Origin of the sequence: Amycolatopsis sp. NBC_01286 (assembly GCF_035982555.1) — a bacterium.
Lineage (GTDB): Bacteria > Actinomycetota > Actinomycetes > Mycobacteriales > Pseudonocardiaceae > Amycolatopsis.
On record NZ_CP108428.1, the window covers coordinates 4,006,310 to 4,029,761 of the forward strand.

22 protein-coding genes and 1 tRNA gene are annotated in these 23,452 nt (G+C 70.0%); 11 read left to right on the plus strand and 12 right to left on the minus strand.

The features are described 5' to 3' along the window. Window positions 1–25: 25 nt before the first annotated feature. Together OG570_RS19335 and OG570_RS19340 are read left to right on the plus strand one after the other, a co-directional pair. Window positions 26–757, plus strand: coding sequence for a class I SAM-dependent methyltransferase (locus OG570_RS19335; RefSeq protein ID WP_326958131.1), 732 nt, complete (start codon window positions 26–28; stop codon window positions 755–757). A 115-nt stretch (window positions 758–872) separates the two neighbouring features. Next, on the plus strand, window positions 873–1,694 hold the full coding sequence (locus tag OG570_RS19340; protein WP_326958133.1) for a class I SAM-dependent methyltransferase: 822 nt from the start codon (window positions 873–875) through the stop codon (window positions 1,692–1,694). Here the strand turns inward: OG570_RS19340 and OG570_RS19345 are convergent. From OG570_RS19345 to OG570_RS19360, 5 genes are all read right to left on the minus strand, one after another. Continuing rightward, window positions 1,681–2,031 carry a YciI family protein gene (locus tag OG570_RS19345; protein ID WP_326958135.1) on the minus strand — a complete coding sequence of 117 codons (351 nt, stop codon included), beginning with the start codon at window positions 2,029–2,031 and terminating at the stop codon, window positions 1,681–1,683. The two genes, OG570_RS19340 and OG570_RS19345, sit on opposite strands and share 14 nt — an antisense overlap. A 21-nt stretch (window positions 2,032–2,052) precedes the next feature. Next, window positions 2,053–2,277, minus strand: coding sequence for a hypothetical protein (locus OG570_RS48295; RefSeq protein WP_442788283.1), 225 nt, complete (start codon window positions 2,275–2,277; stop codon window positions 2,053–2,055). A gap of 156 nt (window positions 2,278–2,433) precedes the next feature. Further along, the gene (locus tag OG570_RS48300; RefSeq protein ID WP_442788284.1) at window positions 2,434–2,559 is read right to left on the minus strand and encodes a hypothetical protein; all 126 of its coding nucleotides are present in this window, start codon (window positions 2,557–2,559) and stop codon (window positions 2,434–2,436) included. Window positions 2,560–2,628: 69 nt separating this feature from the next. After that, on the minus strand, window positions 2,629–3,819 hold the full coding sequence (locus tag OG570_RS19355; RefSeq protein WP_326958137.1) for an FAD-dependent monooxygenase: 1,191 nt from the start codon (window positions 3,817–3,819) through the stop codon (window positions 2,629–2,631). Between the two features lie 65 nt (window positions 3,820–3,884). After that, window positions 3,885–4,595, minus strand: a complete 711-nt coding sequence (locus OG570_RS19360) for a helix-turn-helix domain-containing protein (RefSeq protein ID WP_326958140.1) — start codon at window positions 4,593–4,595, stop codon at window positions 3,885–3,887. 148 nt (window positions 4,596–4,743) lie between these two features. On the opposite strand from OG570_RS19360, the gene OG570_RS19365 reads away from it, so the two are divergent. The 3 genes from OG570_RS19365 to OG570_RS19375 all read left to right on the plus strand — a co-directional run bounded on the left by OG570_RS19365 (window position 4,744) and on the right by OG570_RS19375 (window position 7,152). Continuing rightward, window positions 4,744–5,565 carry an alpha/beta fold hydrolase gene (locus tag OG570_RS19365; RefSeq protein ID WP_326944164.1) on the plus strand — a complete coding sequence of 274 codons (822 nt, stop codon included), beginning with the start codon at window positions 4,744–4,746 and terminating at the stop codon, window positions 5,563–5,565. Window positions 5,566–5,567: 2 nt separating this feature from the next. Beyond that, a complete protein-coding gene (locus OG570_RS19370; RefSeq protein ID WP_326958142.1) occupies window positions 5,568–6,419 on the plus strand; it encodes an alpha/beta hydrolase in 852 nt (283 codons plus the stop codon). A 67-nt stretch (window positions 6,420–6,486) separates the two neighbouring features. Continuing rightward, window positions 6,487–7,152: a TetR/AcrR family transcriptional regulator gene (locus OG570_RS19375; protein WP_326958144.1), complete on the plus strand. Its 666-nt coding sequence runs from the start codon at window positions 6,487–6,489 to the stop codon at window positions 7,150–7,152. On the opposite strand, the gene OG570_RS19380 is transcribed toward OG570_RS19375, so the two are convergent. The 3 genes from OG570_RS19380 to OG570_RS19390 form a co-directional block, all read right to left on the minus strand. Continuing rightward, window positions 7,132–7,407, minus strand: a complete 276-nt coding sequence (locus tag OG570_RS19380; RefSeq protein ID WP_326944162.1) for a YggT family protein — start codon at window positions 7,405–7,407, stop codon at window positions 7,132–7,134. The genes OG570_RS19375 and OG570_RS19380 overlap by 21 nt on opposite strands. A 68-nt stretch (window positions 7,408–7,475) precedes the next feature. Beyond that, window positions 7,476–7,949 (minus strand): GNAT family N-acetyltransferase, encoded by a 474-nt coding sequence (locus tag OG570_RS19385; RefSeq protein WP_326958146.1) that lies wholly within the window; start codon window positions 7,947–7,949, stop codon window positions 7,476–7,478. After that, window positions 7,937–8,857 (minus strand): MBL fold metallo-hydrolase, encoded by a 921-nt coding sequence (locus tag OG570_RS19390; protein WP_326958149.1) that lies wholly within the window; start codon window positions 8,855–8,857, stop codon window positions 7,937–7,939. The genes OG570_RS19385 and OG570_RS19390 overlap by 13 nt, the downstream gene beginning before the upstream one ends. Before the next feature lie 87 nt (window positions 8,858–8,944). Between OG570_RS19390 and OG570_RS19395 the strand changes: the two genes are divergently transcribed. From OG570_RS19395 to fxsT, 4 genes are all read left to right on the plus strand, one after another. Beyond that, window positions 8,945–9,826 (plus strand): AraC family transcriptional regulator, encoded by an 882-nt coding sequence (locus OG570_RS19395; protein ID WP_326958151.1) that lies wholly within the window; start codon window positions 8,945–8,947, stop codon window positions 9,824–9,826. Between the two features lie 235 nt (window positions 9,827–10,061). After that, window positions 10,062–11,558: a VMAP-C domain-containing protein gene (locus tag OG570_RS19400; protein WP_326958153.1), complete on the plus strand. Its 1,497-nt coding sequence runs from the start codon at window positions 10,062–10,064 to the stop codon at window positions 11,556–11,558. Then, window positions 11,555–12,595, plus strand: coding sequence for an AAA family ATPase (locus OG570_RS19405; RefSeq protein ID WP_326958155.1), 1,041 nt, complete (start codon window positions 11,555–11,557; stop codon window positions 12,593–12,595). The genes OG570_RS19400 and OG570_RS19405 overlap by 4 nt, the downstream gene beginning before the upstream one ends. After that, complete coding sequence (fxsT, locus tag OG570_RS19410; protein WP_326958157.1) at window positions 12,592–17,049, plus strand: FxSxx-COOH system tetratricopeptide repeat protein; 4,458 nt, start codon at window positions 12,592–12,594, stop codon at window positions 17,047–17,049. Before OG570_RS19405 ends, fxsT begins: the two co-directional genes overlap by 4 nt. A gap of 23 nt (window positions 17,050–17,072) precedes the next feature. Here fxsT and OG570_RS19415 read toward each other — a convergent pair whose 3' ends face one another. Continuing rightward, a complete protein-coding gene (locus OG570_RS19415; RefSeq protein WP_326958159.1) occupies window positions 17,073–18,857 on the minus strand; it encodes an HEXXH motif domain-containing protein in 1,785 nt (594 codons plus the stop codon). A gap of 454 nt (window positions 18,858–19,311) precedes the next feature. Beyond that, window positions 19,312–19,384, minus strand: a tRNA-Arg gene (locus tag OG570_RS19420). Window positions 19,385–19,532: 148 nt separating this feature from the next. On the opposite strand from OG570_RS19420, the gene OG570_RS19425 reads away from it, so the two are divergent. Both OG570_RS19425 and OG570_RS19430 read left to right on the plus strand, forming a co-directional pair. Then, entirely contained in the window at window positions 19,533–20,633 is a 1,101-nt protein-coding gene (locus OG570_RS19425; protein ID WP_326958161.1) for an epoxide hydrolase family protein, read from the plus strand. A gap of 176 nt (window positions 20,634–20,809) precedes the next feature. Continuing rightward, window positions 20,810–21,730, plus strand: coding sequence for a cation diffusion facilitator family transporter (locus OG570_RS19430; RefSeq protein WP_247057166.1), 921 nt, complete (start codon window positions 20,810–20,812; stop codon window positions 21,728–21,730). Between the two features lie 90 nt (window positions 21,731–21,820). Here the strand turns inward: OG570_RS19430 and OG570_RS19435 are convergent, their stop codons facing one another. Both OG570_RS19435 and OG570_RS19440 read right to left on the minus strand, forming a co-directional pair. After that, a complete protein-coding gene (locus tag OG570_RS19435; protein ID WP_442788323.1) occupies window positions 21,821–22,486 on the minus strand; it encodes a DUF305 domain-containing protein in 666 nt (221 codons plus the stop codon). 53 nt (window positions 22,487–22,539) lie between these two features. After that, on the minus strand, window positions 22,540–23,355 hold the full coding sequence (locus OG570_RS19440; protein WP_247057162.1) for a DUF3105 domain-containing protein: 816 nt from the start codon (window positions 23,353–23,355) through the stop codon (window positions 22,540–22,542). Window positions 23,356–23,452: the final 97 nt, after the last annotated feature.

The window sequence follows — 23,452 nt, forward strand, 5'->3', positions numbered from 1 at the left end:
ATCGGCTTCGACCTGGGGGTGTGCGATGACGACCTACGACCGCATCGGCGTCGGTTACGCGCTGGGCCGGCGGACCGACCCGCGTTGGCTCGCGCCGCTGCTCGACGCGTTGGGAGACGCGGGCACGGTGCTCGACGTCGGCTCCGGCACGGGCTCCTACGAGCCGCCCGTGCGGCGGGTCACCGCGGTCGAGCCGTCCGCGGAGATGATCCGGCAACGCCCTCCCGGCGCCGCGCCGGTGGTGCGCGCGGTCGCGGAGGCCCTGCCGTTCGCCGCGGGCACGTTCGACGCCGCGCTCGCGGTGCTGACCGTGCACCACTGGCCCGAGTGGCGGCGCGGCCTCGCCGAACTGCGCCGGGTGGCGCGGCGGCAGGTCGTCCTGGCCTACGAAACCGGGCGCCACAACGACTTCTGGCTGGTGCGCGAGTACGTGCCGGAGGTGGCGGAGCTGGAGCGGTCGCGTCCGTCGGCGTCGGACATCGCGGCTTTCCTGGGAGCGCGGAGCGTCGTCCCGCTGCCGGTGCCGTGGGACTTCACCGACGGCGTCTTCCCGGCCCACTGGCGGCGTCCGGAGGCCTACCTCGACCCGGCGGTGCGGCAGGCGTGCTCGGCCCTGGCCCAGACGGCACCCGACGCCGTGGCGCGCGGCATCGCCCGGCTGCGCGCGGACCTGGCGTCCGGTCGCTGGCACGAGGAGCACCGGGACCTGCTGGACCTCCCGGAGTGGGACGCGGGCTTCCGGCTCGTCGTCGCTTGAGTGGGCGCGAAGTCCGTGAATGCCACATTGAGGGACACTAGGTCCCTCAATGTGGCATTCACGGACTTCCGAACTACCTCGGTGGGATGGGGGCCGTGTCGGGTACCGTCCCGGGATGAACCAGACGGAAAGCCCTTCGTCCGCAGCGAAAGCCCTGAGGCGCACGCTGGGCAGGCTGTTGTTCCGGGTGGCCTCGAAAGTGCACGACCCGTACACCGATCAGCTGAACCGGATGAGCGCGGAACTGCGCGAGGAGATCGTCCGCCAGGGTGACCGGCTCCTCGATCGGGTGGTGGAGTTCGAGATCCGCAGCCGCCGCGACATCGTCTACGCCGGCGACCAGGACGCCGCGCTGGAGAGCAACGTCTTCGCCCGCGAGCACCTGGTCGGCGCCCCGCACTTCGGCCGTCCGAAGCAGACACTCGAGTACGCGCTTTCCCTGGCGCCGCAAGGCGGGATGGCGCTGGAGTTCGGCGTCGCGTCCGGCAACACGCTGCGCACGATCACCCGCGCTCGCAACAGCGAGCAGGTCTACGGCTTCGACTCGTTCGACGGCCTGCCCGAGGCGTGGCTCAACGGCATGCCCGCCGGCGCGTTCGCCCGCGACGACCTGCCGGACGTCCCGGGCGCCGAGCTGGTCGTCGGCCTGTTCGCCGACAGCCTCCCCGGGTTCCTGGACGGGCACCCGGGGCACGTCGACTTCCTGCACGTGGACGGCGATCTCTACAGCTCCGCCAAGACCGTTCTCGACCTCTGCGGGCCGCGGCTGCGCGCCGGCAGCATCGTGCACTTCGACGAGTTCTTCAACTTCCCCGGCTGGAAGCGGCACGAGTACCGCGCCTGGACGGAGTACGTCGAGCGCACCGGCGTCGAGTTCGAGTACGTCGCCTACACCTACAACGACAACCAGGTCACGGTGAAGATCACGAAGGTGTAGGCGGTCCGTCGGCGATCTGGCGCAGCTCGAGCGCGCCGGCCTCGGCCCACGGGTGCCGCGACGCGACCTCGACGGCCGTCTCGTGGTCGGGGCAGTCGAGGATGACGTAGCCGCCGATCTGCTCCTTGGTCTCGGCGAACGGGCCGTCGGTGAGCAGGACGTCGCCGTCGCGCACCCGCAGCGTCTTCGCCTCGGACGGCGGACGCAGGCCGGTGCCGGTCTGCTGGATCCCGCGCCGCGCCAGCTCGGTGCCCCATTCGTGGCAGCGCCGGGCCATCTCGGGGCCGGCGGCCGCCTCCGCGGATTCGTCACCGGCGAGCAGGAGCAGGTATCGCATGCGGTCAGCATGCCACGCGGCTCAGCCGAAGCAACTTTCCTGATTCAGCGGCCCGAACGACGGCAGCAGCAGCCCGCACAGGTAACCGTCGACCCGCCGGCCGTTGCCGGTGAGGTTGACGCCGAGGCGGACCAGCGGCGCGAACCCGCGGATCCCGGCCGCGAGCGCGTCCTGGTCGCGCTGCAGCATGGACGTCAGCTGATCGAGCTGGGTGAGCAGCGGCCCGAGCTGGGTGTTGGCGAGCAACGTGGACAGCTGCCCGTCGCACGAGGCGAGCGTGTCCGAGAGCCGCGACAGTCCCGTGAGCGCGGCGCGGACGTCCTGCGGGGGATCGGCTCGTTCGGGTCGAGCGTGGCGTCGCCCTGCGGGTCGAGCGCCAGGAACTTCTGGCCCAGCACGGTTTCAGCCGGATCGCCGGGCTCGTCGCAGGGACTCGGCGTTCATCGCGGTCATCACGCCCAGGCTCAGCACCGCCAGGCCGACGAGCGCCGTCCGGACCGGGGCGTCATCGGCCCGGCGTATTGACATGGCGTCAAGAATGACGCACGTCACGCCGGGCCGCCACCGGCGTCCCCCGAGGAGACGAAGATCCCCGCGTCACGCCGACGTGAGCAGCGGGTATTCACGGTACTCCAGCGCGTTGGCCGCCCGGTCGGTCATCCGCAGGAAGATACCGCCGAACAACCGCGTGCTCAGCATCTTGTAGGCGCGGTTGCGGTTGCGGATCTTCTTGGCCGTGCGCGGCGCGAGGAAGTTGCCCGAGCCCTTGCCGTTCTTCTGCCCGACCGCGGCCGGTTTGCGCAGCCGCTCCTCGTACTTCGCGAACGCCGTCACGTGGTCGCCGCCGGCCGCCGCGAGCTCCCCGGCCAGCACCTGGGCGCCCATCATCGCCAGCCCGGTGCCGGACCCGCCCGGCCCGGCGCACCACGCGGCGTCGCCGAGCAGCACGACCCGGCCCGTCGACCAGCGGTCGAGGTGGATCTGGCTGATCGAGTCGATGTAGAGGTCGTCGGCCGCGGGCAGTGCTTCGAGCAGCTTCGCCGTCTCCCAGCCGGTGTCCGCGAACAGCCGCGCGACCAGCGCCCGCTGCTCGTCGGTGCTGCGGCGGCGGAACTCGACGTCGTCGGCGGCGAAGACCAGCCCGACGTGCAGCCGGTCGGCGTGCCGGTGGCTGCCGACCATCAGGCCGCGGCCGGGCTCGTTGTAGAGCACACTCGTGTGGTCGAGCCCGAGGTGGTTGGGCGCGGTGAACCCGGCGATGCCGAAACCGAGGTCGCGGCGGAAGTCCCGCTCCGGGCCGAACGCGGCGGCCCGCACCCCCGAGTGCACGCCGTCGGCCCCGACGACCAGGTCGAACTTCCGCGGCGCCCCGCGCCGGAAGGTGACCTCGACGCCGTCCGCGCGTTCGGTCAGGCTCGTGACGCGGTCGCCGAAGACGTACTCGGTGTAGTCCGCGGTGTGCTCGTACAGGACGCGGGCGAGATCACCGCGCAGGATCTCGACCTCGCCGCTCCACGCGGCGCCGGGCACGCTCAGCTGCGGCTTCCCGTCGAGGCCGAGCACGGTCTGCTCACCCATCGCCGTCTCGAACCGGCGCACGTCGCCGAGGACGCCCATCGCGGCCAGCAGCTTCACCTGCTCACCCCGGAAGTCGACGGCCTGGCCGCCGGGCCGCAGCTCCGGCGCGGTTTCGACGACGGTGACGCGGTAGCCGCTGCGGTGCAGCCAGTAGGCCGCGGACGGGCCGGCGATGCTGGCCCCGGACACGAGCACGGTCTTGGCGGTCATCGGGAGTTCCTCTCGGTCGGTGATGACCGAAGACTGCGTGCCGCCGCTGACGACCCGCGCACCGTTCACTGACGGCGGCGCCACTCGCTGGGCAGCACGCCGTAAGCCGCGCGGAAGCGGCGGGTGAAGTGGGTCGGGTCCTTGAACCCCCAGCGGCGGGCGACCGCGGCGATCGGGAGGTGCCGGTCGGCCAGGTCGGCGCGGGCCCCCGCCAGCCGGGCCGTGATGATCCACTGCTCGAGGCTCAGGTCCGCGGCCGCGCAGGCCCGGTAGAGCTGGCGCGGTGACACCGAGAGCGCGGTGGCGACGGACGCGGGGGAGAGGCCGGGGTCGCCGAGGTGGTGGCGCACGTGGGTGCGCACCTGGGCGATCAGCGTCGGCTCCTCGCCCGCCGCGCTCACCAGCAGCGCCCGGACCAGGTCGACGCACACGCGGCCCAGCGCGTCCGCCGCGGGCGTCGCGCTGAGGGCGTCGGCGTCGCGGGCCAGGGCCTGGACGTGGTGCGCGACCAGCCGGTGGAGCGGGCTCGCCGCGAGCCGTGGTGCGGCCCGGCGGACCGTCGCCGCGGACAGGCCTAGCTCGTCCGGCGGGAGGTGCAGCGTCCGCGAGCCGCCGGGCCCCAGCCAGACGAACGTGACCGGCCGCGGGGTGCTGATCAGGCTCAGCTCGCCGGGCTCCTCCCCGCGCGGGCAGGGGATGTCGGCGGCTTCGACGCGGGACAGCGTCAGCGGCCCGAACGACCACCAGGCGAGCTGCGTCTCGAAACCCACGGTCATGAAGCCAGTCAACCGGACGGCTCGGCGTCCCGACAGCGCCCGGATCCCGCAATCGCGTGGCGCGGACGGCCGAGGGCCGGGCACCGAGAGCCGATCCGGCACGCGCCGGGCGCTCCTAGGCTCGGATTCCGGAGGAAAAGAGGTCGTGATGCCGTACGCCAGCACTTCCGACGGTGCCGAGATCTTCTACAAGGACTGGGGTTCCGGGCCGCCGGTGGTGTTCAGCCACGGCTGGCCGCTGAACGCCGACGCGTGGGACCCGCAGCTGAACCTGGTGGCGTCCAACGGGTTCCGCGCGATCGCGCACGACCGGCGTGGCCACGGCCGGTCCAGCCAGACGTGGACCGGCAACGACATGGACACCTACGCCGACGACCTCGCCGCGCTCATCGAGTCGCTGGACCTGACCGGCGTCGTGCTCGTCGGGCACTCCACCGGCGGCGGTGAGGTGACGCGCTACCTGGGCCGGCACGGCACCGAGCGCGTCCGCAAGGCGGTGCTGCTGGGCGCGGTGCCGCCGCTGATGCTGCAGACGGCGGCCAACCCCGGCGGCCTGCCGCTGAGCGCGTTCGACGACATCCGCGCCGGCGTCGCGGCCGACCGGTCGCAGTTCTACCAGGACCTGTCGGCGCCCTTCTACGGCGCGAACCGGCCGGGTTCGACGGTCTCGCAAGGCCTGCGTGACCAGTTCTGGCGCCTGAGCATGCAGGTCGGGCTCAAGGCGGCCTACGACTGCGTCGCGCAGTTCTCCGAGCAGGACTTCACCGGCGACCTCGGCAAGATCGAGATCCCGGTGCTGGTGGTGCACGGCGACGACGACCAGATCGTGCCGATCGACGCGGCCGGCCGGCGCAGCGCCGAGATCCTGCCGAACGCCACCCTCGTCGTCCACGAGGGCGCGCCGCACGGCCTGTGCGGCGACCACGAGACTCGGTTCAACGCCGAGCTGCTCGAATTCATCCGGGAGTGACCGTGACCGTCCCCGCACCCACCGCTCAGGAACTGGCCGAGGTCGAGCGGGCCAACACCTCAGGCAAGCAGCCGGTCGTGTTCGTCCACGGGCTGTGGCTGCTCGACACCAGCTGGGACCGCTGGGCCGAGTTCTTCGAGGCCGCGGGCTACGCCGCGGTCACCCCGGGCTGGCCCGACGACCCCGCCACGGTCGAGGAGGCCCGAGCGAACCCGGACGTCTTCGCGAACAAGAGCGTCGGCGACGTCGCGGCCTACCAGCAGGCCATCGTCGAGAAGCTGGACCGCAAGCCGGCCATCATCGGGCACTCGTTCGGCGGGCTGCTCGTCCAGATGCTGGCCGGACGCGGGCTGTCGGCGGCGACCGTCGCGATCGACCCGGCGCCCTCGCGCGGCGTGCTCCCGCTGCCGGCGAGCGCGCTCAAGGCGTCGTCGGCGGTGCTGACCAACCCGGCCAACCGCCACCGCGCGGTGGCGCTGACGTTCGAGCAGTTCAAGTACGGCTTCGCCAACGCCGTCAGCGACCAGGAGGCTCACGAGCTGTACGAGAAGTACCACGTCGCCGGCTCGGGCGTGCCGATCTTCCAGGCCGCGTTCGCGAACATCAACCCGCGCACCGAGGTCAAGGCCGACAACCTCAACCCCGACCGCGGACCGATGCTCGTCATCTCCGGGGAGTACGACCACCAGGTGCCGCACGCCATCGCGCACGCCGCCTACGAGCGGCAGCTGAAGAACCCGGGGACGACGGAGTTCGCCGAGCTCCCCGGCCGCGGGCACTCATTGACCATCGACAGCGGCTGGCAGGAGGTGGCGGCCGCCGCGCTCGACTTCGTCGGCCGGTTCGTCAAGTAACCGCAGGTCACGCGGGTATGGGCGCAGTTGGCCGGTGATGTCCGGTTCCAGTGGCTAGCATGGCGCGGTGGACCGTTCCGCCGCAGGCCGGATCCAGGAAGACGCCGACGAGGCCGTCGAGGCGCGCATTCTGGACGCCGCCGCGCACCTCATCGCCGAGGACGGCTTCGGCCGGATGAAGCTCGGCGGTGTCTGCGCGCGCTCGGGCTACGCGAAGGCCGTGATCTACCAGCACTTCGGCGACAAGGACGGCCTCGGCGGCAAGCTGGTCGAGTACGCCGTCGAGGAGTTCACCGACGCCTACAGCGAAGCGGTGGCGGCCCGGACCGGGTCCGCCACCGCGACGCCGATGGACATGCTGCGGGCGCTGCTGGACATCATCTTCGAGCTCATCACGACGATGCCGACGCTCAACCACGCGTTCCTGGCCCTCTGGGGCGACGCGTCCGCGGAGAGCTCGGCCATGCGCGCCGCCCTCACCGAGGCCGACCGCCGGTTCCGCTTCGCCATCGCCCAGACCGTCGCCAGCGGCGTCGCGGACGGGAGCATCACGGGCGTCCGGGACGCCGACGCGTACGCGTCCGCCCTGCTCGCCCAGCTGCGCGGGATCTCGATGCAGGCCCTGATCGACCCGGACGGCATCGACCTGCGCGGCGTCCGCGCCGAGCTGGAGCGCGGCGTCGACCGGCTGTCCGCGAGCTTCCGCGGCACGCTACAGGCTGAAGGCGATTGACCGCAGCACCAGCACGGCGACGAACACCAGCGTGAAGGCCAGATCGAGCGAGATCCCGCCGAGCCGCACCGGCCGCACCACGCGGCGCACCGGCCCGATCACGGGCTCGGTCGCCGCGTAGGCCAGCCCGCGGGCTCGCCGGGTCCACGGCGGGCTGGTGCCCACCATGCCGACCCAGTCCAGCACCATCCGCGCGATCAGCACGAGCATGTACAGGGTCAGCGCGAACCCCAGCAACGTCCCCAACGCACCCATCGGTCCTCCTCCGTCTTGCTACCCGATGAACGCGCGGGGGTGGCGGAGAGTGCCAGGTCTGTCCGGTTTCACAGCTTTTCGACAGAAACCAGGGTGACGCGGTACCGCCAGGACCCGTCGTCGCGGACGCCGCCGTGCCGCTCGATGGTCTTCGCCGAGGCGACGTTGCCCGGCTCGCAGACGAGGACCACCTCGGGCATCCCGCGGGCGCGCGCCTCGTCGAGCACGCGGGCCAGGGCCCAGCCCGCGAGCCCACGTCGGCGCGCGGACGGCCGGACGCCGTAGCCGATGTGCCCGGCACCCGCGTCCCTGCGGCGCAGCGCGATCCCGCCGAGCACGCGCTCGCCGTCGACGATCCACCAGTACTCGGTGGACTCGTCGGTCGCCAGCCGCGTCAGCCAGGCCGCGAACCCGGCCGGCGTCGCGACCTCGTCGGCGGGGAGCAGCCCGAATCCGTCCTCGTGGCGGCCGGGGCCCCACTCGGCGTGCGCGTCCAGCCAGGCGGTGCGGCGGTCCGCGGTGGGCGTGATCAGTTCCGGCACTCCGCGACCGTATCCGCCCAGCGGTGGATCGCGAAGTGGCTGCCGTCGCGGCGGATCTCGGCCGCGCCAGGGCCCGCGAAGTGTGCCGGCACAACGAGTTCCCGGTTGTCGGCCGCGCGTTCGAGCACGCTCCGGCGGGTGGCGGCGGCCTGGCGCGGGTCTTCGCAGAAGCAGCTGCTGTGGCGGGGATCGAGGATCTGCACCGGGCTGTGCAGCAGGTCGCCGACGAACACGGCGCGGTCCGCACCGGACGTCAGGCGCACGAGCGACGAGCCGGGCGTGTGGCCAGGCGCCGGCTCGAGCGTGAGGTTGCCGTCGATGCGGTGGCTCGTCTCCCACAGCACGGCCCGGCCGAGCACGGGGGCGATGCTGTCGGCGTAGACGAGAAGGCTGCCTTCGCGGCGCAACTGCTCCTGCTCGGTGCGCGGCGCCGGGCGGCGGTGGGCGTTGCGCGGGTCGAAGTACGTCTGGTCGGCGCGGGGGATCAGGTAGGTGGCGTTGGGGAAGGCCGGCACCCACTCGTCGTTGCGCAGCAGGGTGTTCCAGCCGACGTGGTCGTAGTGGATGTGGGTGTTGACGACGACGTCGACGTCGTCGGTCCGCACCCCGGCGTCGGCCAGACGGTCCAGGAAGCCGGTCTTCAGGTGGTCGAACAGCGGGATCTGCGGCCGCTGCCGGTCGTCGCCGACGCCGGTGTCGACGAGGACGACTTTCCCCTCGCTGCGCAGCACCCACGTCTGGACGGCGGCGTGGTAACCGTCGGTCTCCGGGTTCCAGTGGTCGGGCGCGAGCCAGGACGCGTTGTCCCGCCGGAGCCCGGCCGGGCTGTCCGGCACGATGGTCCGCAGCGGGGCGATCTCGCCCTGCCACTCGACGACCTTGAGCACTTCGACGTCACCGATCTGCATGCCTCCACGCTAAGACGCTCGCGTGAGTGTTTCCATGGCCGAAATGCTCGTCTGAATGCGCGATCGTCTCACGGTTACGATGGTCTCGTGGACCTCCTGAGCGACGCGATCGCCGCGATGCGGATCGGGCAGCCGACGTCGAACCGCCTGCGCGCCGGCTCGACGTGGTGCTACCGCTTCGCGCCGTACGAGGGCGCGGGGTTCCACGTGCTGCTGCGGGGGAGCGGCTGGCTGGTCCCTTCGTCCGGCGAGCCGGTGCCCTTGGGCGCGGGCGACGTGGTCCTGGTCCCGCACGGCAGCGCCCACACGCTGTCGTCCGCCCCGGACGCCGCCGGCGCGGTGCCGTTCGAGACGGCGGTGCCCGACCCGGACGGCCGCACGGAGTTCCTGTGCGGCAAGTACCGCCTGGACCGCGCGCGCCAGCACCCGGTGCTAGCGGGCCTCCCGGAGGTCGTCCACCTCCCCGCGAGGATCGGCCACCACCCGGAACTGCGCGCGGCGATCGACCTGCTGGGCGGCGAGGTTGCGGCGTCCCGCCCTGGTCGCGACACGGTGGTGACGGGCCTGCTGGACCTGCTGCTGGTGTACCTGGTCCGGGCCTGGCTGGCTTCGACCGAGCACCCGGGCTGGCCGGAAGCCTTGCGGGACCGCGAGATCGCGGCCGCACTGGCGGCGTTGCACGAGAATCCCGCGGCCCCGTGGCGCATCGAGGACCTGGCGGCCCGGGTCGGCCTGTCGCGCGCAACGCTGGCCCGCCGCTTCACGGCGTTGACGGGCCGCCCCCCGATGGCGTATTTGACGTGGTGGCGCATGACTACGGCGGCCCGGTTGCTGCAGGACACGGACCTGCCACTGCCGTCGATCGCGTCGAAGATCGGTTACAGCTCGCCGTTCGCCTTCTCGCACGCGTTCAAACGCCAGTTCGAAGTCGCGCCCGGCACATACCGCTCGAGCGCCGGTCGTAAATGATCTTTCGGTCGTTATCTTGACGAACAAGTCATTCTCGCGGGGGATCGCTATCGGTGACCAGTTCGGGAAAGCCTCGAATATTGGCTGGTCAGGCTCATTTCGGTGGCTGTCGAGTTTGTTGGGCCGGGTCGAACAGTGAGCCCAATCGGACTAAAACGGCAAGGATGAAGCAAGTTGTTGCAGAACCTCGCTACGATGGCCTGGGCTATGCCCATAGTGAGGTGGAGGACTTGCGATGATGGGTGAGACACCGGGCGCGGGTGCCCTGTGGTCTCTGGTCCAGGCATTGCAGGGCGTGTCGTGCCTGAGCGACCCCAACAGCCGTCGGCTGGTCCTCCGGTTGCTCTCCGACGAACTGGGCTATTTGTTGCCCGTTAACGAATATTCGCAGACGAACTTGCATTTGCTCGCGATCGTCGACTCGTGCCGGCAGCGGCCGGACGGCTTGCTCGTCCTCCTCGGTGTGCTGGAGAGCGTGGAGCCCGGCACCATCGCGCTGACAGAGGTCCGGCAGATAATTCTCGACCTGACGTCGCTGCAAGCCTGGACGGCCGAGGAGCGGCACCAGTTGTTCGGCCTGTTGTCCGGCGTGACCGCGTCCGACGTCACCGACATCTACGCGCACGTCGCCGGTACCGGTGCACCCCCACTGCCGCCCGAAGCGTCGCTGGAGCAGGCGTTCTTGCTGCTGGAGACCCTGAACTGCGGTCCGGACGGGGTGCCGAAGAGCTTGATGCTCGTCGAGCACGTCGCCGCGCGGCTTAGGTTCGACCTGGCGGCGGAGATCCGGGGATGGGTGGACGAGAAGGCTCGCCGGATGGATCTGGTCAAGGAACTTGAAGGTTTCCGTAATCAGATCAAGGGTGTAGCCCGTTTGGTGGATCCGCCGAAACCCCGGTCGGAGGCCTACCTGGTTTTCCTGCTGCAGCCCGACGGGCCGACCGGCGACGGCTATCTGTTGTCGCACTGGCGGCAGCTCGACGTCTCCAGTGGCTGGTACCCGGAACGCGGACCCGACTTCTTCGGCGGATTCGACGAGGTGCGGCGCAAAGTCGCCGAACTGGCCGAGAAGGTCGAAGGCGAGTGGGCGCCGTACGATCCGGACATCCGGCTCGATTTCATCCTTTCCCGGGACTTGTTGCACCTGGACGTCGACCAATGGCAGTGGGAAGTCGAGACCAGCATTCCGGAACCGCTCGGTTGTCATTTTCCCATGGGGGTGCGGAGTCTGGAAAGAATGAAGGCGAGGAAATGGCACCGTGCGTGGTACGTGCGGTGGAAAGAACTCAAAGCGCAGGCGGGGGGCGGTGGCCCGATCGCGCTCGAATCCGGGTTTTGGAGCCCGCGGGACGAGGCGCGGAATTTGCGTGAACTGACGGCGTGGTTCGAGGCAAAACCGGATCTCGTCGCCTTCGTACTCAGTGAGCCACCTCGCCCGTTCACCGTGGAAAGCGACGAGATCGCCGTAGGCCTGCGCGCCGGCTTTCCCGTCATGGTCTGGCATCGAGAAGACTGCCGTTCGGAGGAATTTTCCCACACCGTGAAAGAGCTACTGCACGCCGAAGATCCGCACCACCTGCTGGAACGCCTTCGGCTCATCAGGCTATCAGCGTTCGCCGAAGGGCCGGAAGGAAGTCACGTCGGCAGCCGGCTGGCGATCTTGTGGGACGACCCCGAACGCATGGTGGTACCGCAGCGCCCGACCGCACCCGAGGCGGTGTCGAGCGTATGACCGGCGCCGAATCGGAAAACCACGAACGCGACTGGCAGGTCTACCGGGGAACCGGGCTTCCCGCCGGAACCGGGGAGGTATCGCTGCCGGACCCGCCACCCTGGCGTGAGTTCGGCGGTGAGGGGCCGGTCACCCTGCCGCCCGACGACGGCGGTGACGGACAACGCCGGATCGGACGGCTGCGCAGCCAGGCCCGGGTCTCGGACCGGCAAGAGGTCGCGATGGTCAACGCGGCCATCTACCTGCGGCGCCCGTTGCTGGTCACCGGTCGTCCGGGGACCGGGAAATCGAGCCTGGCATACCTGGTGGCCACGGAACTCGGGCTCGGCCCGGTGCTCAAGTGGCCCATCTCCAGCCGGTCGGCGTTGAAGGACGGGCTCTACCTCTACGACGCGATCGGCCGCGTCCAGGCGGCGGGCGAGCACCACGCCGAACCGGCCGACATCGGCGGCTACATCCGTGTGGGCCCGCTCGGCACCGCTCTGCTGCCGTTCGAGAAACCGCGGGTCCTGCTCATCGACGAACTCGACAAGAGTGACATCGACCTGCCGAACGATCTGCTGAACGTGTTCGAAGACGGCGAATACGAAATACCGGAACTCGTCCGTCTCGCGAAACTCCGGTCGGAAGTCACCGTGCTCACGCACGACCGCGGCGGTACGGCTGTGGTCAAGGACGGCCGCGTCCGGCCGCGGGCCTTTCCGATCGTCATCATCACGAGCAACGGAGAACGGGATTTCCCGCCCGCCTTTCTCCGCCGGTGCTTGAAACTCGAAATGCGGCCGCCCACGTTCGAGCAGCTGGGGCTGATGGTGGCGGCCCAGTTCGGCGACACCGACGGCCTGGACATCCGGCTGCTCATCGAGCAGTTCCTCGAACGCAGTGAACGCGTGGGTGGCTTGGCGGCCGACCAATTGCTGAACGCCGTCCACATGGCCGCCGAACTCGCGACTTCGGGGGCATACCAGCGCGACGGCGACTGGACCGAACTCCTCGAAGCGATTTGGCACCCGTTGTCGTCCTTGGAGTCGGAGTGACCACGACGCCCAGTGGAGCTCAGCCGCCCCGGGAACCGGGCGCGGCCGAGCCGGCGCTGCGCGTGCGAGACCTCTCGTGGCGGGAGACCCGGGACATCTTGTGGCTGGCCGGCCGGCTCGGTGTGCCGCGAGCGGCGGCGAAACCGGCGAGGCCTGGCAAGAAGAACCCGCCGCCGGCGGTCGACGGGACAGACCAGGCACCGCCCGAAACGCCGGACACCGGCCCCGTTCCCCGGCAACCGGACGACACGGACAACACCGGGCCGGCGGGAGAGGCTGCCCCAGCGGACCCCGGGGCGTCATCGCTGCGCAGGCAGGACTGGCTGCCGGGGCCGACCCGTTTCGTCCACGCCGCGAGCGTGACACCGGACGACGGCCGGGAGACCGCGCCGCTGAACTGGCCCACTGCGCCTGCACTGCCGCAGGCGCGGGAGATCAGCCGGGCGCTCCGGCCGCTCATGCGGTCGTCGCCCTCGCCGTGGGCGACGATCCTCGACGAGGAAGCCACCGCCACTCGAGCCGCCGACGACGGGATGTGGTTACCGGTCTGGAAGCCGGACCTGTGGCACCGGTTCGAACTCGCGCTCGTGGTGGACACCGCGCCGTCGATGGAGCTCTGGCAGCACACCGTCGGCGAGTTCCGGAACCTGGCCCGCAGGCAGGGAGCCTTCCGGGACGTGCGGGTGCACCTGATGGACAGCTCGGAGCCGTCGGCCGGCGATCCCATCCTGCGCGCGGAAGGGAGTGGCGGGGCGGTCTACCGGGCCAAGGACCTCGCCGATCCGACCGGGCGCAGGTTGATCATGGTCATGACGGACGCGATCGGCACGACCTGGCACGACGGCGTCGCCCACGAAATGCTGGCCCGGTGGTCCGAGCAGATGCCCGTGGCCGTCGCGCACATGCTCCCGCAGCGGCTGTGGATGTGGGGCGGGCTTTCCCCCAGCAGGCTGCGGCTGTCGGCGTCCGCTCCCGGCGTGCCCAACCGCCGGTTGCGGGTCCACACCAAGAGGTCCGGCGCGCCCGCGACCGGCGACACGCCTTCGGCGGCGATCGAGGGCGCGGTCGCCGTTCCGGTCCTGACCTTGTCGGAAGCCTGGTTGCGGGACTGGGCCAAACTGGTTTCGACGGCCACCACGATCGAGACGACCGCCGTGCTCGCCCACCCCGACCACCGCAAGCGGCTGCTGGACGCCGCGGGCCAAGCCGAGCCGCCCGAAGAAGTGACGCCACGGAACCAGGTGCTCCGCTTCCGCACCTACGCGTCCGAGCAGGCCTTCCAGCTGGCGGGCCTGCTCGCGGCCGCGCCCCTGAACCTGCCGATCATGCGGCTCGTGCAACGCGTGCTGCTCCCGGGTTCCGGACTTCCCGCGCTGGCCGAGGTGCTCCTCGGCGGTTTGCTCCACCGGGTCTCGCGAAACCACGCCTCGGCCGATCCGTCGGAAGTGACTTTCGAATTCCGGGACGGTGTCCGGGCCGAACTCCTTTCCGGCGAGCGGCGTGACACGACTGTGAGAGTCGCTCGTGTTCTCGGTCAGTACGCGGGTTCTCGGATCGCGGCGTTGCGGAACTACCGCGAAGCGGTCGACGACCCAGATGCCGCGTCGTTGCTGGACGCCTCTCCGGAAAACGTGCCCTACCTGCGTGTTCAGGAAGCTGTATTCCGCGCGCTCTCGGGCAGGTACGCGCGTCGCGCGAAGAAACTCGAGGCGGATCTGGCACCGCACGCAGATCCGGCGAGCGGCCGTGCTTCCGGAGCCCCTAATGTGGTATCTGACACTGTTTCTGGATCAATTCAGAAATCCGGACCCGACCTCGAGGACCACGCCTTGACCACGATTGACACCCGGACCTCGTCGGGTGAGCCCGCGGGTACCACCACCCCCTCCGGAGGAGACGACGCCGTGACAGTTCCCGCCTCGCCTGTACCGGCCGCCACAGGTCCACAGCGAACATCACGGCCGCAGATCTGGGGAACAATTCCCTTGCGCAACCCGGATTTCGTCGGCCGGATCGATCTGCTGGACCAGCTCAGGGCCCGGCTCGTCCAGGCCGGTGGGGCGACAGCGGTGCTTCCCGAGGCCTTGCACGGCATGGGTGGTGTCGGCAAGTCGCAGACCGTGGTCGAGTACATCTACCGCCACGCCAACGACTACGACGTCATCTGGTGGATTCCCGCCGAGCACCCGTCGCAGATCTCGAGCAGCCTGGTCGACTTGGCCAAACGGCTCGGCCTGCAAGTTCCGGGTACGGCGGACGCGGCGGTGCCCAGTGTTCTGGAAGCACTGCGCAAGGGCGATCCCTATTCACGCTGGTTACTGGTCTTCGACAATGCGGACCGGCCGGAGATCGTGAGCCCGTTCTTCCCGGCGGTCGCCGGCGAAACCGGGCACATCGTCGTGACTTCCCGGAACTCCCAATGGTCCGGAGTGGCGCGGACGGTCGAGGTCGACCTCTTCACCCGCGAAGAGAGCAAAGAACTGCTTCGCCGCGCCGGCGGTGAGATCAACGACGGTGACGCCGACCGGCTCGCCGAGGCACTAGGAGACCTGCCGCTGGCCATCGAGCAGGCAGCGGCGTGGCGCGCGCAAACCGGCATGCCCGTCGCCGAATACCTGGAACTGCTCGACCAGAACCTGGCCGAGATGACGGAGAGCGAAGGCTCGGCCGACTACCAGCGATCCGTGGCCGCGGCGTGGAACGTCCCGCTGGCCAAGCTTCGCGCGTCGCACCCGGCCGCGCTCCAATTGCTCCAAGTGTGCGCCTTCTTCGGACCGGAACCCATCTCGCGGAACTTGTTCACTGCGGTGCGCGGCGTTCCGGTGCCCGATGATCTCGCCACCGCGTTCAGCCAGCCGATCAAGCTCAACCTGGCGATCCGCGAGATCAGCCGGTACAGCCTGGCCCGGCTGGACCACCGGAGCAACACCCTCCAGCTGCACCGGCTGGTCCAGACCGTGCTCAAGAACAAACTGGACGACGCCGAGCACGACGTGATGCGGCACGCCGTCCACATCCTCCTGGTTCACGGCGACCCGAACGACCCGGAGAACTCGGCCAACTGGAAGACGTACTCCGAGCTGCTCCCGCACGCCATGGTGTCGCGGATGATGGAGTGCCAGTCCGACGCGTGGGTGCGCCGGATGATGGTCAACCTGGTTCGCTACCTCGTCAGCTACGGCGACTACGAGGGCGCGCGCGAAACTTCGCGGCAGGCGCTCACCAAGTGGACCGAGATGTTCGGCGAAAGCGACCCCGACACGCTGGCCATGGCCCGGCTGCAGGGTGTCTCGCTGTGGCGGCTCGGCCGCACGGAAGAAGCCCGGGAACTCAACAACCGCACCTACGATCTGGTGCGGGAGACCGTAGGGGAGGACAACGAGCTCTTCCTGAACGTCGCCGGCACCGTGCGGCAGGACATGCGGTCCCTCGGCCGGTTCGACCGGGAGCTGGAAATGGGCGAGGACATCCTCGAGCGGTCGCGGCGGGTGCTCGGCGAGGACGACCCGGCGACCCTGGCCGCCGGTGGCAACCTGGCGAGCACGCTCCGCCTGGTCGGCAAGTTCTTCGAGGCGAGGGATCTCGACGAAGACGTCTGGCGGCGCAAGAAAATCGCGCTGGGCGAGGAGCACATCGACACGTTCCTGACCCTGAACGCGCTGGCCATGGACCTGCGTGAGTGCGGCCAGTACGTCGAAGCGTGCGAGCTTCAGGAGGGCACGTTGAAGCGGCAGCGCGAGGTCGTCGGCGACGATCACCCGCGCACGATCGGCGCGATGCGCAACCTCGCCGTCGCCCGGCGGAAGGCCGGTGACCACACGGGGGCGTTCGAGCTTTCGCAGGAATGCGTCGAGCGCTATCGCCGCCGGCACGGTGACCGCCACCTCGACACCATCACGTCGGAAACCTGCATGGCCGCCGATCTGCGGCACCTGGGCGACCTGGCCGGTGCCCGCAAGCTCGGCGAGTCGAGTCACCAGCTGTTCGTCGAGACCCACGGCGCGGAACACCCGTTCACCTTGGTGTCCGCCATCAACCTGGGAATCACCCTCCGCTTGATGGGTGACATCGGGCAGGCGCGGCTGATCGACGAACGGACGAGCGCGGCGCTGCAGCGGGTCTTCGGCCACGACCACCCGTCCACCATGGTGTGCGTGACCAACCTGGCCAGCGACCTCGAAGCGCTCGGCGAGACCGAGGCGGCGTACGAACTCGACGTCGCGAACCTGGAGCGGTCGGGCCGGGTACTCGGGACGGAACACCCCGCCACGCTGGCGATCGCCCTGAACCTGTCGATCGACATGCGCGCCATGGGCCGCGAGGACGAGGCCACGATCCTGCACGCGAACACGCTCGCCGGACTGCGCAAGGCCCTTGGCGAGCAGCACCAGGCCGTGGCCGCGGCGGTCAAATCCGAGCGGGCCAACTGCGACACCGACACCATGCAGCTTTGACGCACACGCTTCCGTGCTCGCCGTCAATCGGCGGGCACGGAAGCGGTGTTCAACCAGCGCACCAGCTCGACCGGCCGGTCGATCCGGTGGTTCCGGGCGAGCAACTTGTCCCGGACGGCGAGGACGACGTGCGGCGAAGTGAGCAGGACGCTGCGCGTCCCGCCGGCTTCGGCCGGCGATGTGAGCCCCAGCCCGAGCCATGCCTGGTCGTCCTGGGGGCTCGCGCGGATCGTGGCGGCGTAGGCCGCCCGGGCCTGGTTGCGGTCTCCGGTCACGTAGTGCAGGTCGGCCGTGGACAAGTTGCGCGTTCGCGCGGGTGGGACCGCGTTCTCCTGGCCCAGGAATCGCAGCTTGAGCAGATCGGAGCGAGGCGACCGGGTGAGTGACCGGTAGCACGGGACGACGACGGCCGGTTCGAGCGGGCCGGGAGGTTCCTGGGCGCCGGCCGACCAGGCTTTTGCGAGGGCGAGGACCTGGTTCTCGTCGGGGCGCAGGTGCTGGAGCCGCCACGCGGCCTGGTGTTCATCCGCGACCTTCGCCACCACTTCTCGTACCTCGTCGGTGACCTCGCTGTCTTCGACGGCCGACAACCGCTCGGCGATCGAGGCGACGAACCGGCGGCCGAATCCGGTCAGCGCCGGCGACGCGAGCAGCGTCTCGGCCGTCTGCCGCACTTGCCGTCGCCGGTAGGCGTAGTTGAACTGGGCGTACCGCCCATCGTCCTCGTCGTGCTCGGCTTGCACCCGCCAGAACTCCACGGCCGTCACGAACGCGAGGGCGCCGTGGAGCAGGCCGCCGATCGGACGAGGGTCGTCACGCCACGGCGCGTAGAAGAGTTCACCACAGTCCGGGTCGTGCAGTTCGACGAGATCGAACAGTGCGTTCAGCTTCGAATGCTGGAGTTCGTGGACGAGTGCTTCGGCCAAGTCGACGGCCGAATATTTCGCGGTCATCGCGATCGCGCCGAACGCGATGGACGAAGACGCGCCGGTGATGGAGTTCTCGCTTTCCAGTGGAACGAGTGCGGACATGCCGGCGGACAGTTCTTCGGCGAATCCCCGGTAGTGCGTGGTGAGGATGTCCCACGCCTCGTCGAGCAGTTTGGTCCATTCGGCGTACTCGAGCGGGTCGAGCGGGCGAGGGCGGATCGGCGCCGAAAAGGTCCGATAGGGGCCGCGGTCATCGATTTCGATCGAAAGGCGGAGCCGGTGCGAAGTCGCGGTGTGCCGGGCGACGGGCACGAATCCGGGGCTGGGTTCCGGTGCGGAGAACGTGACGGACGCGCTCGAGGTGAGCGCCCGCACGGCCGCCGTGCCGTCCGGCGAGACTTCGAGGACCGCGTGGCCCGCGGGGAACGCCGAGGGCAGGGTGACCTGGCCGACTGTTGGCAGCGTGATCACTCCGTGCACCACCGGTACTTCCAGAGTGCAGGGCAGCCCGCAGCGCGTCGCCGCCGCACCGGCGACCGAGGCGAGGTAGTCCAGGTCGGTCCGCAGCGGCGTGCTGTCCGTCGCCGCTCCGGATAATTTCCGGAGCGTCCGGGTCAGCCAGACACCAGCCGAGGGGTGCAGCAGCAGTTCGTTGACCAGCCCGGGATCGCGCCGGTCGGCCGCGACCAGGACGGACCAGGCGTGCGCTGGGCTGTCCGGCCTGGTGTCGAGGAGTTCCGTCAGTGCGCGAGCCTGCAATTTCCGCCGGCTGAGCTGCCCGGAGCGCAGGTTTTCGATGACGGCGGCCGATGCGGGCCCGGTGCAGAGCTGGACGAAGAACGACCACGGCAGCCGGTGACGCGGCAGTTCGGCCTGCATTCGATTATGCTCCTTTTCGCCGGTTCGCCTGAAGCGAATCACGGAGATTCAGGCGCAGGACCGTCCGTCGTGGATCAGATCGAAATCTGCCCTTGAATCTCGTCGACGTCGACTTGCCTGGAGCAGTCGAACACTTTTCTGATTGCCGTGTTCAGCGATGGAGTGTGGAGCGTGCGGAGTTCCCCGAGGGGAACTCCGGTGAGATCGAGCAATTCCGTGTGTACCTCTGAATCGGTTGACCTCACGCCGACCAGCCTCCCTATCGCGATCGCGTTGTTCCATTATGCATGAGGGACATACCCCACGGGAACCGTCCAGCGGCGGGTCTGGGCCGGGTTGTCCACAACTTGTCAAGCCGAGACGGGTCGGCTGCAGGGTGGCACGGAGGAGGAAATGAGTCGGCCCCTACCCGCGTTCTCGCTGGTAGGGGCCGGTTTTGCGCATTGGATCTGGGTGCCCTCGGCAGGATTCGAACCTGCGACACCTGCCTCCGGAGGGCAGTGCTCTATCCCCTGAGCTACGAGGGCCCATCGCTGGGCGACGTCAGAAGTTTAGCGCATCCCCCGTGACCCGCGCGGGCAGGGCGCCGCAAAACGTACTCGCTGGTCAGGGGGCTGAAGTTGATCCATTCGTGGGCGTCTCGATAGCGTGGGAGGCCCACCTGAAGGAGCTGTCGTGGTTGAGCCGTTCCGGGTACCGCTCGATGAGGCCGACGTCGCCGACCTGCGGGAGCGGTTGCGGCGGACCCGGTGGCCCGAGGCCGAGACCGTCGACGACTGGTCGCAGGGGGCGCCGCTCGCCTACGTGCGGGAGCTCTGCCGGTTCTGGGGCGAGGAGTACGACTTCGGCTTCGCCGGCCGGCTCAACGCCTTTCCGCAGTTCCGGGCCACCGTCGACGGCGTCGGCCTGCACTTCCTGCACGTCCGGTCGCCCGAACCGGACGCGCTGCCGCTCGTGCTGACGCACGGCTGGCCCGGGTCCGTCACCGAGTTCCTCGACGTGCTCGGGCCGCTGACCGATCCGCGAGCGCACGGCGGGGATCCGGCCGACGCCTTCCACGTCGTCGCGCCGTCGCTGCCCGGGTTCGGGTGGAGTGACAAGCCCGCGCTCAAGATCCCGCGGGTCGCCGAGCTGTGGGACGCGCTGATGACGTCGCTCGGCTACGAGCGCTACGGCGCCCAGGGGGGCGACTGGGGTGCCGCCGTCACCAACGCGCTGGCGCGGTTCGAGCGCGTCGCCGGGGTGCACGTCAACTACGCGCCCGTGTCGCTGGATCGGGACGATCCGACGGAGCAGGAGCGGCAGGCCCGCGCCGACCTGGCGGAGTTCCGGCGGACCGGCAGCGCCTACGCCGCGCAGCAGGGCACCCGGCCGCAGACGCTCGGTTACGGCCTGACCGACTCGCCCGCCGGGCAGGCCGCCTGGATCGCCGAGAAGTTCTGGGCCTGGACCGACCACAAGGGACAGCCCGAGGACGCCGTCGCCCGCGAACGGCTCCTCGACGCGATCTCCGTCTACTGGTTCACCGCGACGGCCGCCTCGTCGGCGCGGATGTACTGGGAGAACACCGACCGCGACCTGTCCCCGATCACCGTGCCCGCCGGGGTTTCGGTGTTCCCCAAGGAGATCGTGCGGCCGTCGCGGCGGCAGGCGGAGCAGTGTTACGCCGACCTGCGGTGGTTCGAGACGCTGCCCGTCGGCGGTCACTTCGCCGCGCTGGAGCAGCCCGAGCTGTTCGTCCAGCAGGTCCGCGGCTTCTTCCGGCTGGTGCGCTAACCGGAAGAAGCGCCGAAGCGTAATCGGTCCGCCAGGCGGGAAACCCCTCCTGGTGGATTGGTCGGCGCGCGCGTGCGGGGTACTTTTCGGATGGGTGAACTTAGGCTCCCCTCTGTTGCACATATGCGCATCCGACTATATGTTGGGCCTCGACGGTAACCGGGAACGGAGGCGAAATGGGGCACGGACACGGGCACGGCCAGGCGGCCGCGCCGGCGAGCGCGTCGGGCAGGTACGTCCGGAGCCTGACGATCGCCCTGGGCATCGGCGCCGGGTTCATGGTGCTGGAGTTCGTCGTGGGCTTCGCGACCGGCTCGCTGGCGCTGATCTCGGACGCGGCGCACATGTTCACCGACGTCCTCGGGGTCGGCATGGCCCTGACCGCGATCATCCTGGCCCGCCGCTCCGGCCCCACCGTCAGCCGCACGTTCGGCCTCTACCGCGCGGAGGTGCTGGCGGCGCTGGGCAACGCGATCCTGCTGTTCGGCGTCGCGGGGTACGTCCTCGTCGAGGCCGTCGGCCGGATCAGCGACCCGCCCGCGGTGGCCGGCCTGCCGGTGCTGCTGGCCGCGACGGCCGGCCTGGTGGCGAACATCGTGTCGTTCGCGGTGCTGCGCTCGGGGGCGAAGGAGAGCCTCAACGTCCGCGGCGCGTACCTCGAGGTGCTGGCCGACCTGATCGGCTCGGTCGGCGTGCTGGTCAGCGGCGCGCTGACGCTGCTCACCGGCTGGCGCTACGCGGACCCGATCATCGGCGTCGCGATCGGCCTGTTCGTGCTGCCCCGCACGTGGACCCTGGCCCGCCGCGCGTTGCGCATCCTCTTCCAGCACGCCCCGCAGGGCGTCGACGTCGGCGCGATCAGCGCGGAGCTGTCGGCGCTACCGGGCGTCGCGGACGTGCACGACCTGCACGTCTGGACCCTGACGTCGGGCATGGAGGTGGCGTCGGCGCACCTGACGCTCGCCCCGCCGGCGCAGCAATCGGACGTGCTGACCGAGGCCCAGAACCTGCTCTCGACGCGCTACGCGATCGAGCACGCGACCCTGCAGGTGGAGGCACCGCACTGCGCGCGCCGCTGCCAGGAACTCTCCTGGTAGCTCGCGCCGCCCCAAGCCCCGAAAGCCGTGAAGGCCTCCTTGCCGGCCATAAGAGCCGGTAAGGAGGCCTTCACGGACCTCGAAAGCTCGTCAGGGGAGTGGCTGGGCGCCCCGGCCCGCGAGCATCAGCTTCATCTGGTCCATCTCCGCGCCCTGGGACGTGAGGATGCTGTTCACCAGGGCCTTCAGCGCCGGCAGGTTCGAGTGCTCCGACGCGTACTGCGCCATCGACGTGCCGCCCTGGTGGTGGCGGAGCATCAGCTGCAGGAAGTAGACGTCGAACGGGCGGCCCGACAGTGAGCGCAGCTTCGTCAGCTCCGTGTCGGTCGCCATGCCCGGCATCAACGCGCCTCCTGACGGCGACAGCGACGACGGGGCCATCGACATGCCGTCGTGGCCGGACATCGGTTCCGTCATCCACTTCATCGGCGCGCCGATCGCCTGCTCCGGCTGGTCCCACAGCATGAGCCAGCCCTTCATGCGGCCGACCTGCTCGAGCTGCGTGCGTTCGATGTCGAACGCGAGCTGCTTGATCTCCGGGTCGGTCGTGCGGTCGCGGGCGATGCCCGACATCGTGACCGCCTGCAGGTGGTGCGTCGACATGTCCTGCGCGAAGCCGACCTCGACGGAGTCGCGGGCCGGGGTGGCCGTGGCCGCCGGGTCGTCGACGGCGCGGGTGAGGAACATCCCCGCGACGCCGCCGATCAGCAGGACCGCCAGCAGCGTCCCGCCGATGATCACCCAGCGCGACCACATCGGCTGCTCGACGACCTCATCGGTTTCGAGGTCGTCGAGGTCGGCTCCGGAACTCACTGGGACGGCGCGCCCGAGGCCGGGGCGGACGCGGGGGCGGTCGGCACGCCGCCGGGGGCGCCCTGCTCACCCTGCGCGGCGGTGCTGCCCTTGTAGTCCATCGGCTTCGCGTCCGGGCCCGGCTTCGACGGGTCGAACGGCGGCGGGTTGTCCGGGTCGAACGAGCCCGGCACCGCGTCGCAGGACGCGCCGACCTCGGGGTAGACGCCGTTCGGGTTGCTGCGCAGGGCCGCGATGAACTCGTCGATCCGCGGGTCGTCGGCGCTGTCCAGCTTCAGCTGGTGGCCCCAGGACTGCAGCGAGATCGGCTTGTCGAGGCCGGGGTAGGGCGACAGCATCGTGAACGGCTTGTCCTTGGCGCGCACGCTCAGCAGGTTCAGCGCGTCACCCGAGATCTGCTGCGGGTTGTAGGCGATCCACACCGAGCCGTGCTCCAGCGCGTGCACCATGTTCTCGGTGCGGACGGCGTTCGGGTAGACGATGCCGGTGCAGGTGGCCCACGTCTGGTCGTGCGGGCCGCCGAACGGCGGGGTCTTGTCGTAGGCGACGCGCTCGGTCGGCAGGACGTGCACACTGCCGGTGTAGGTCGCGGTGATGACGCCGGGGATGCGCTTCGAGGGATCCGGGTCGGACGCGGTCGGCGCGAACGCGGCGGCGGCCTCTTCACGGCTGGCCTGGTCACGCTTCGGCGCGGACGCCACCATGTAGTAGGTGATCACGGCGGCGGCGAGGGCGACGATGGCCACGACCGCGATGATCGTGCCCCACGGCGTGCCCTTCTTGCTGACCACGGAACCGCGGGCCGCTTTCACGGCCGACCCCTTTTTCCCAGTTGTCCGGTTCGCCATGGCTCCCGCGTTCTCCTCTGCTGGCTGCGGACGGATTCCCGCCCGGGCCAGTGTAGAGACC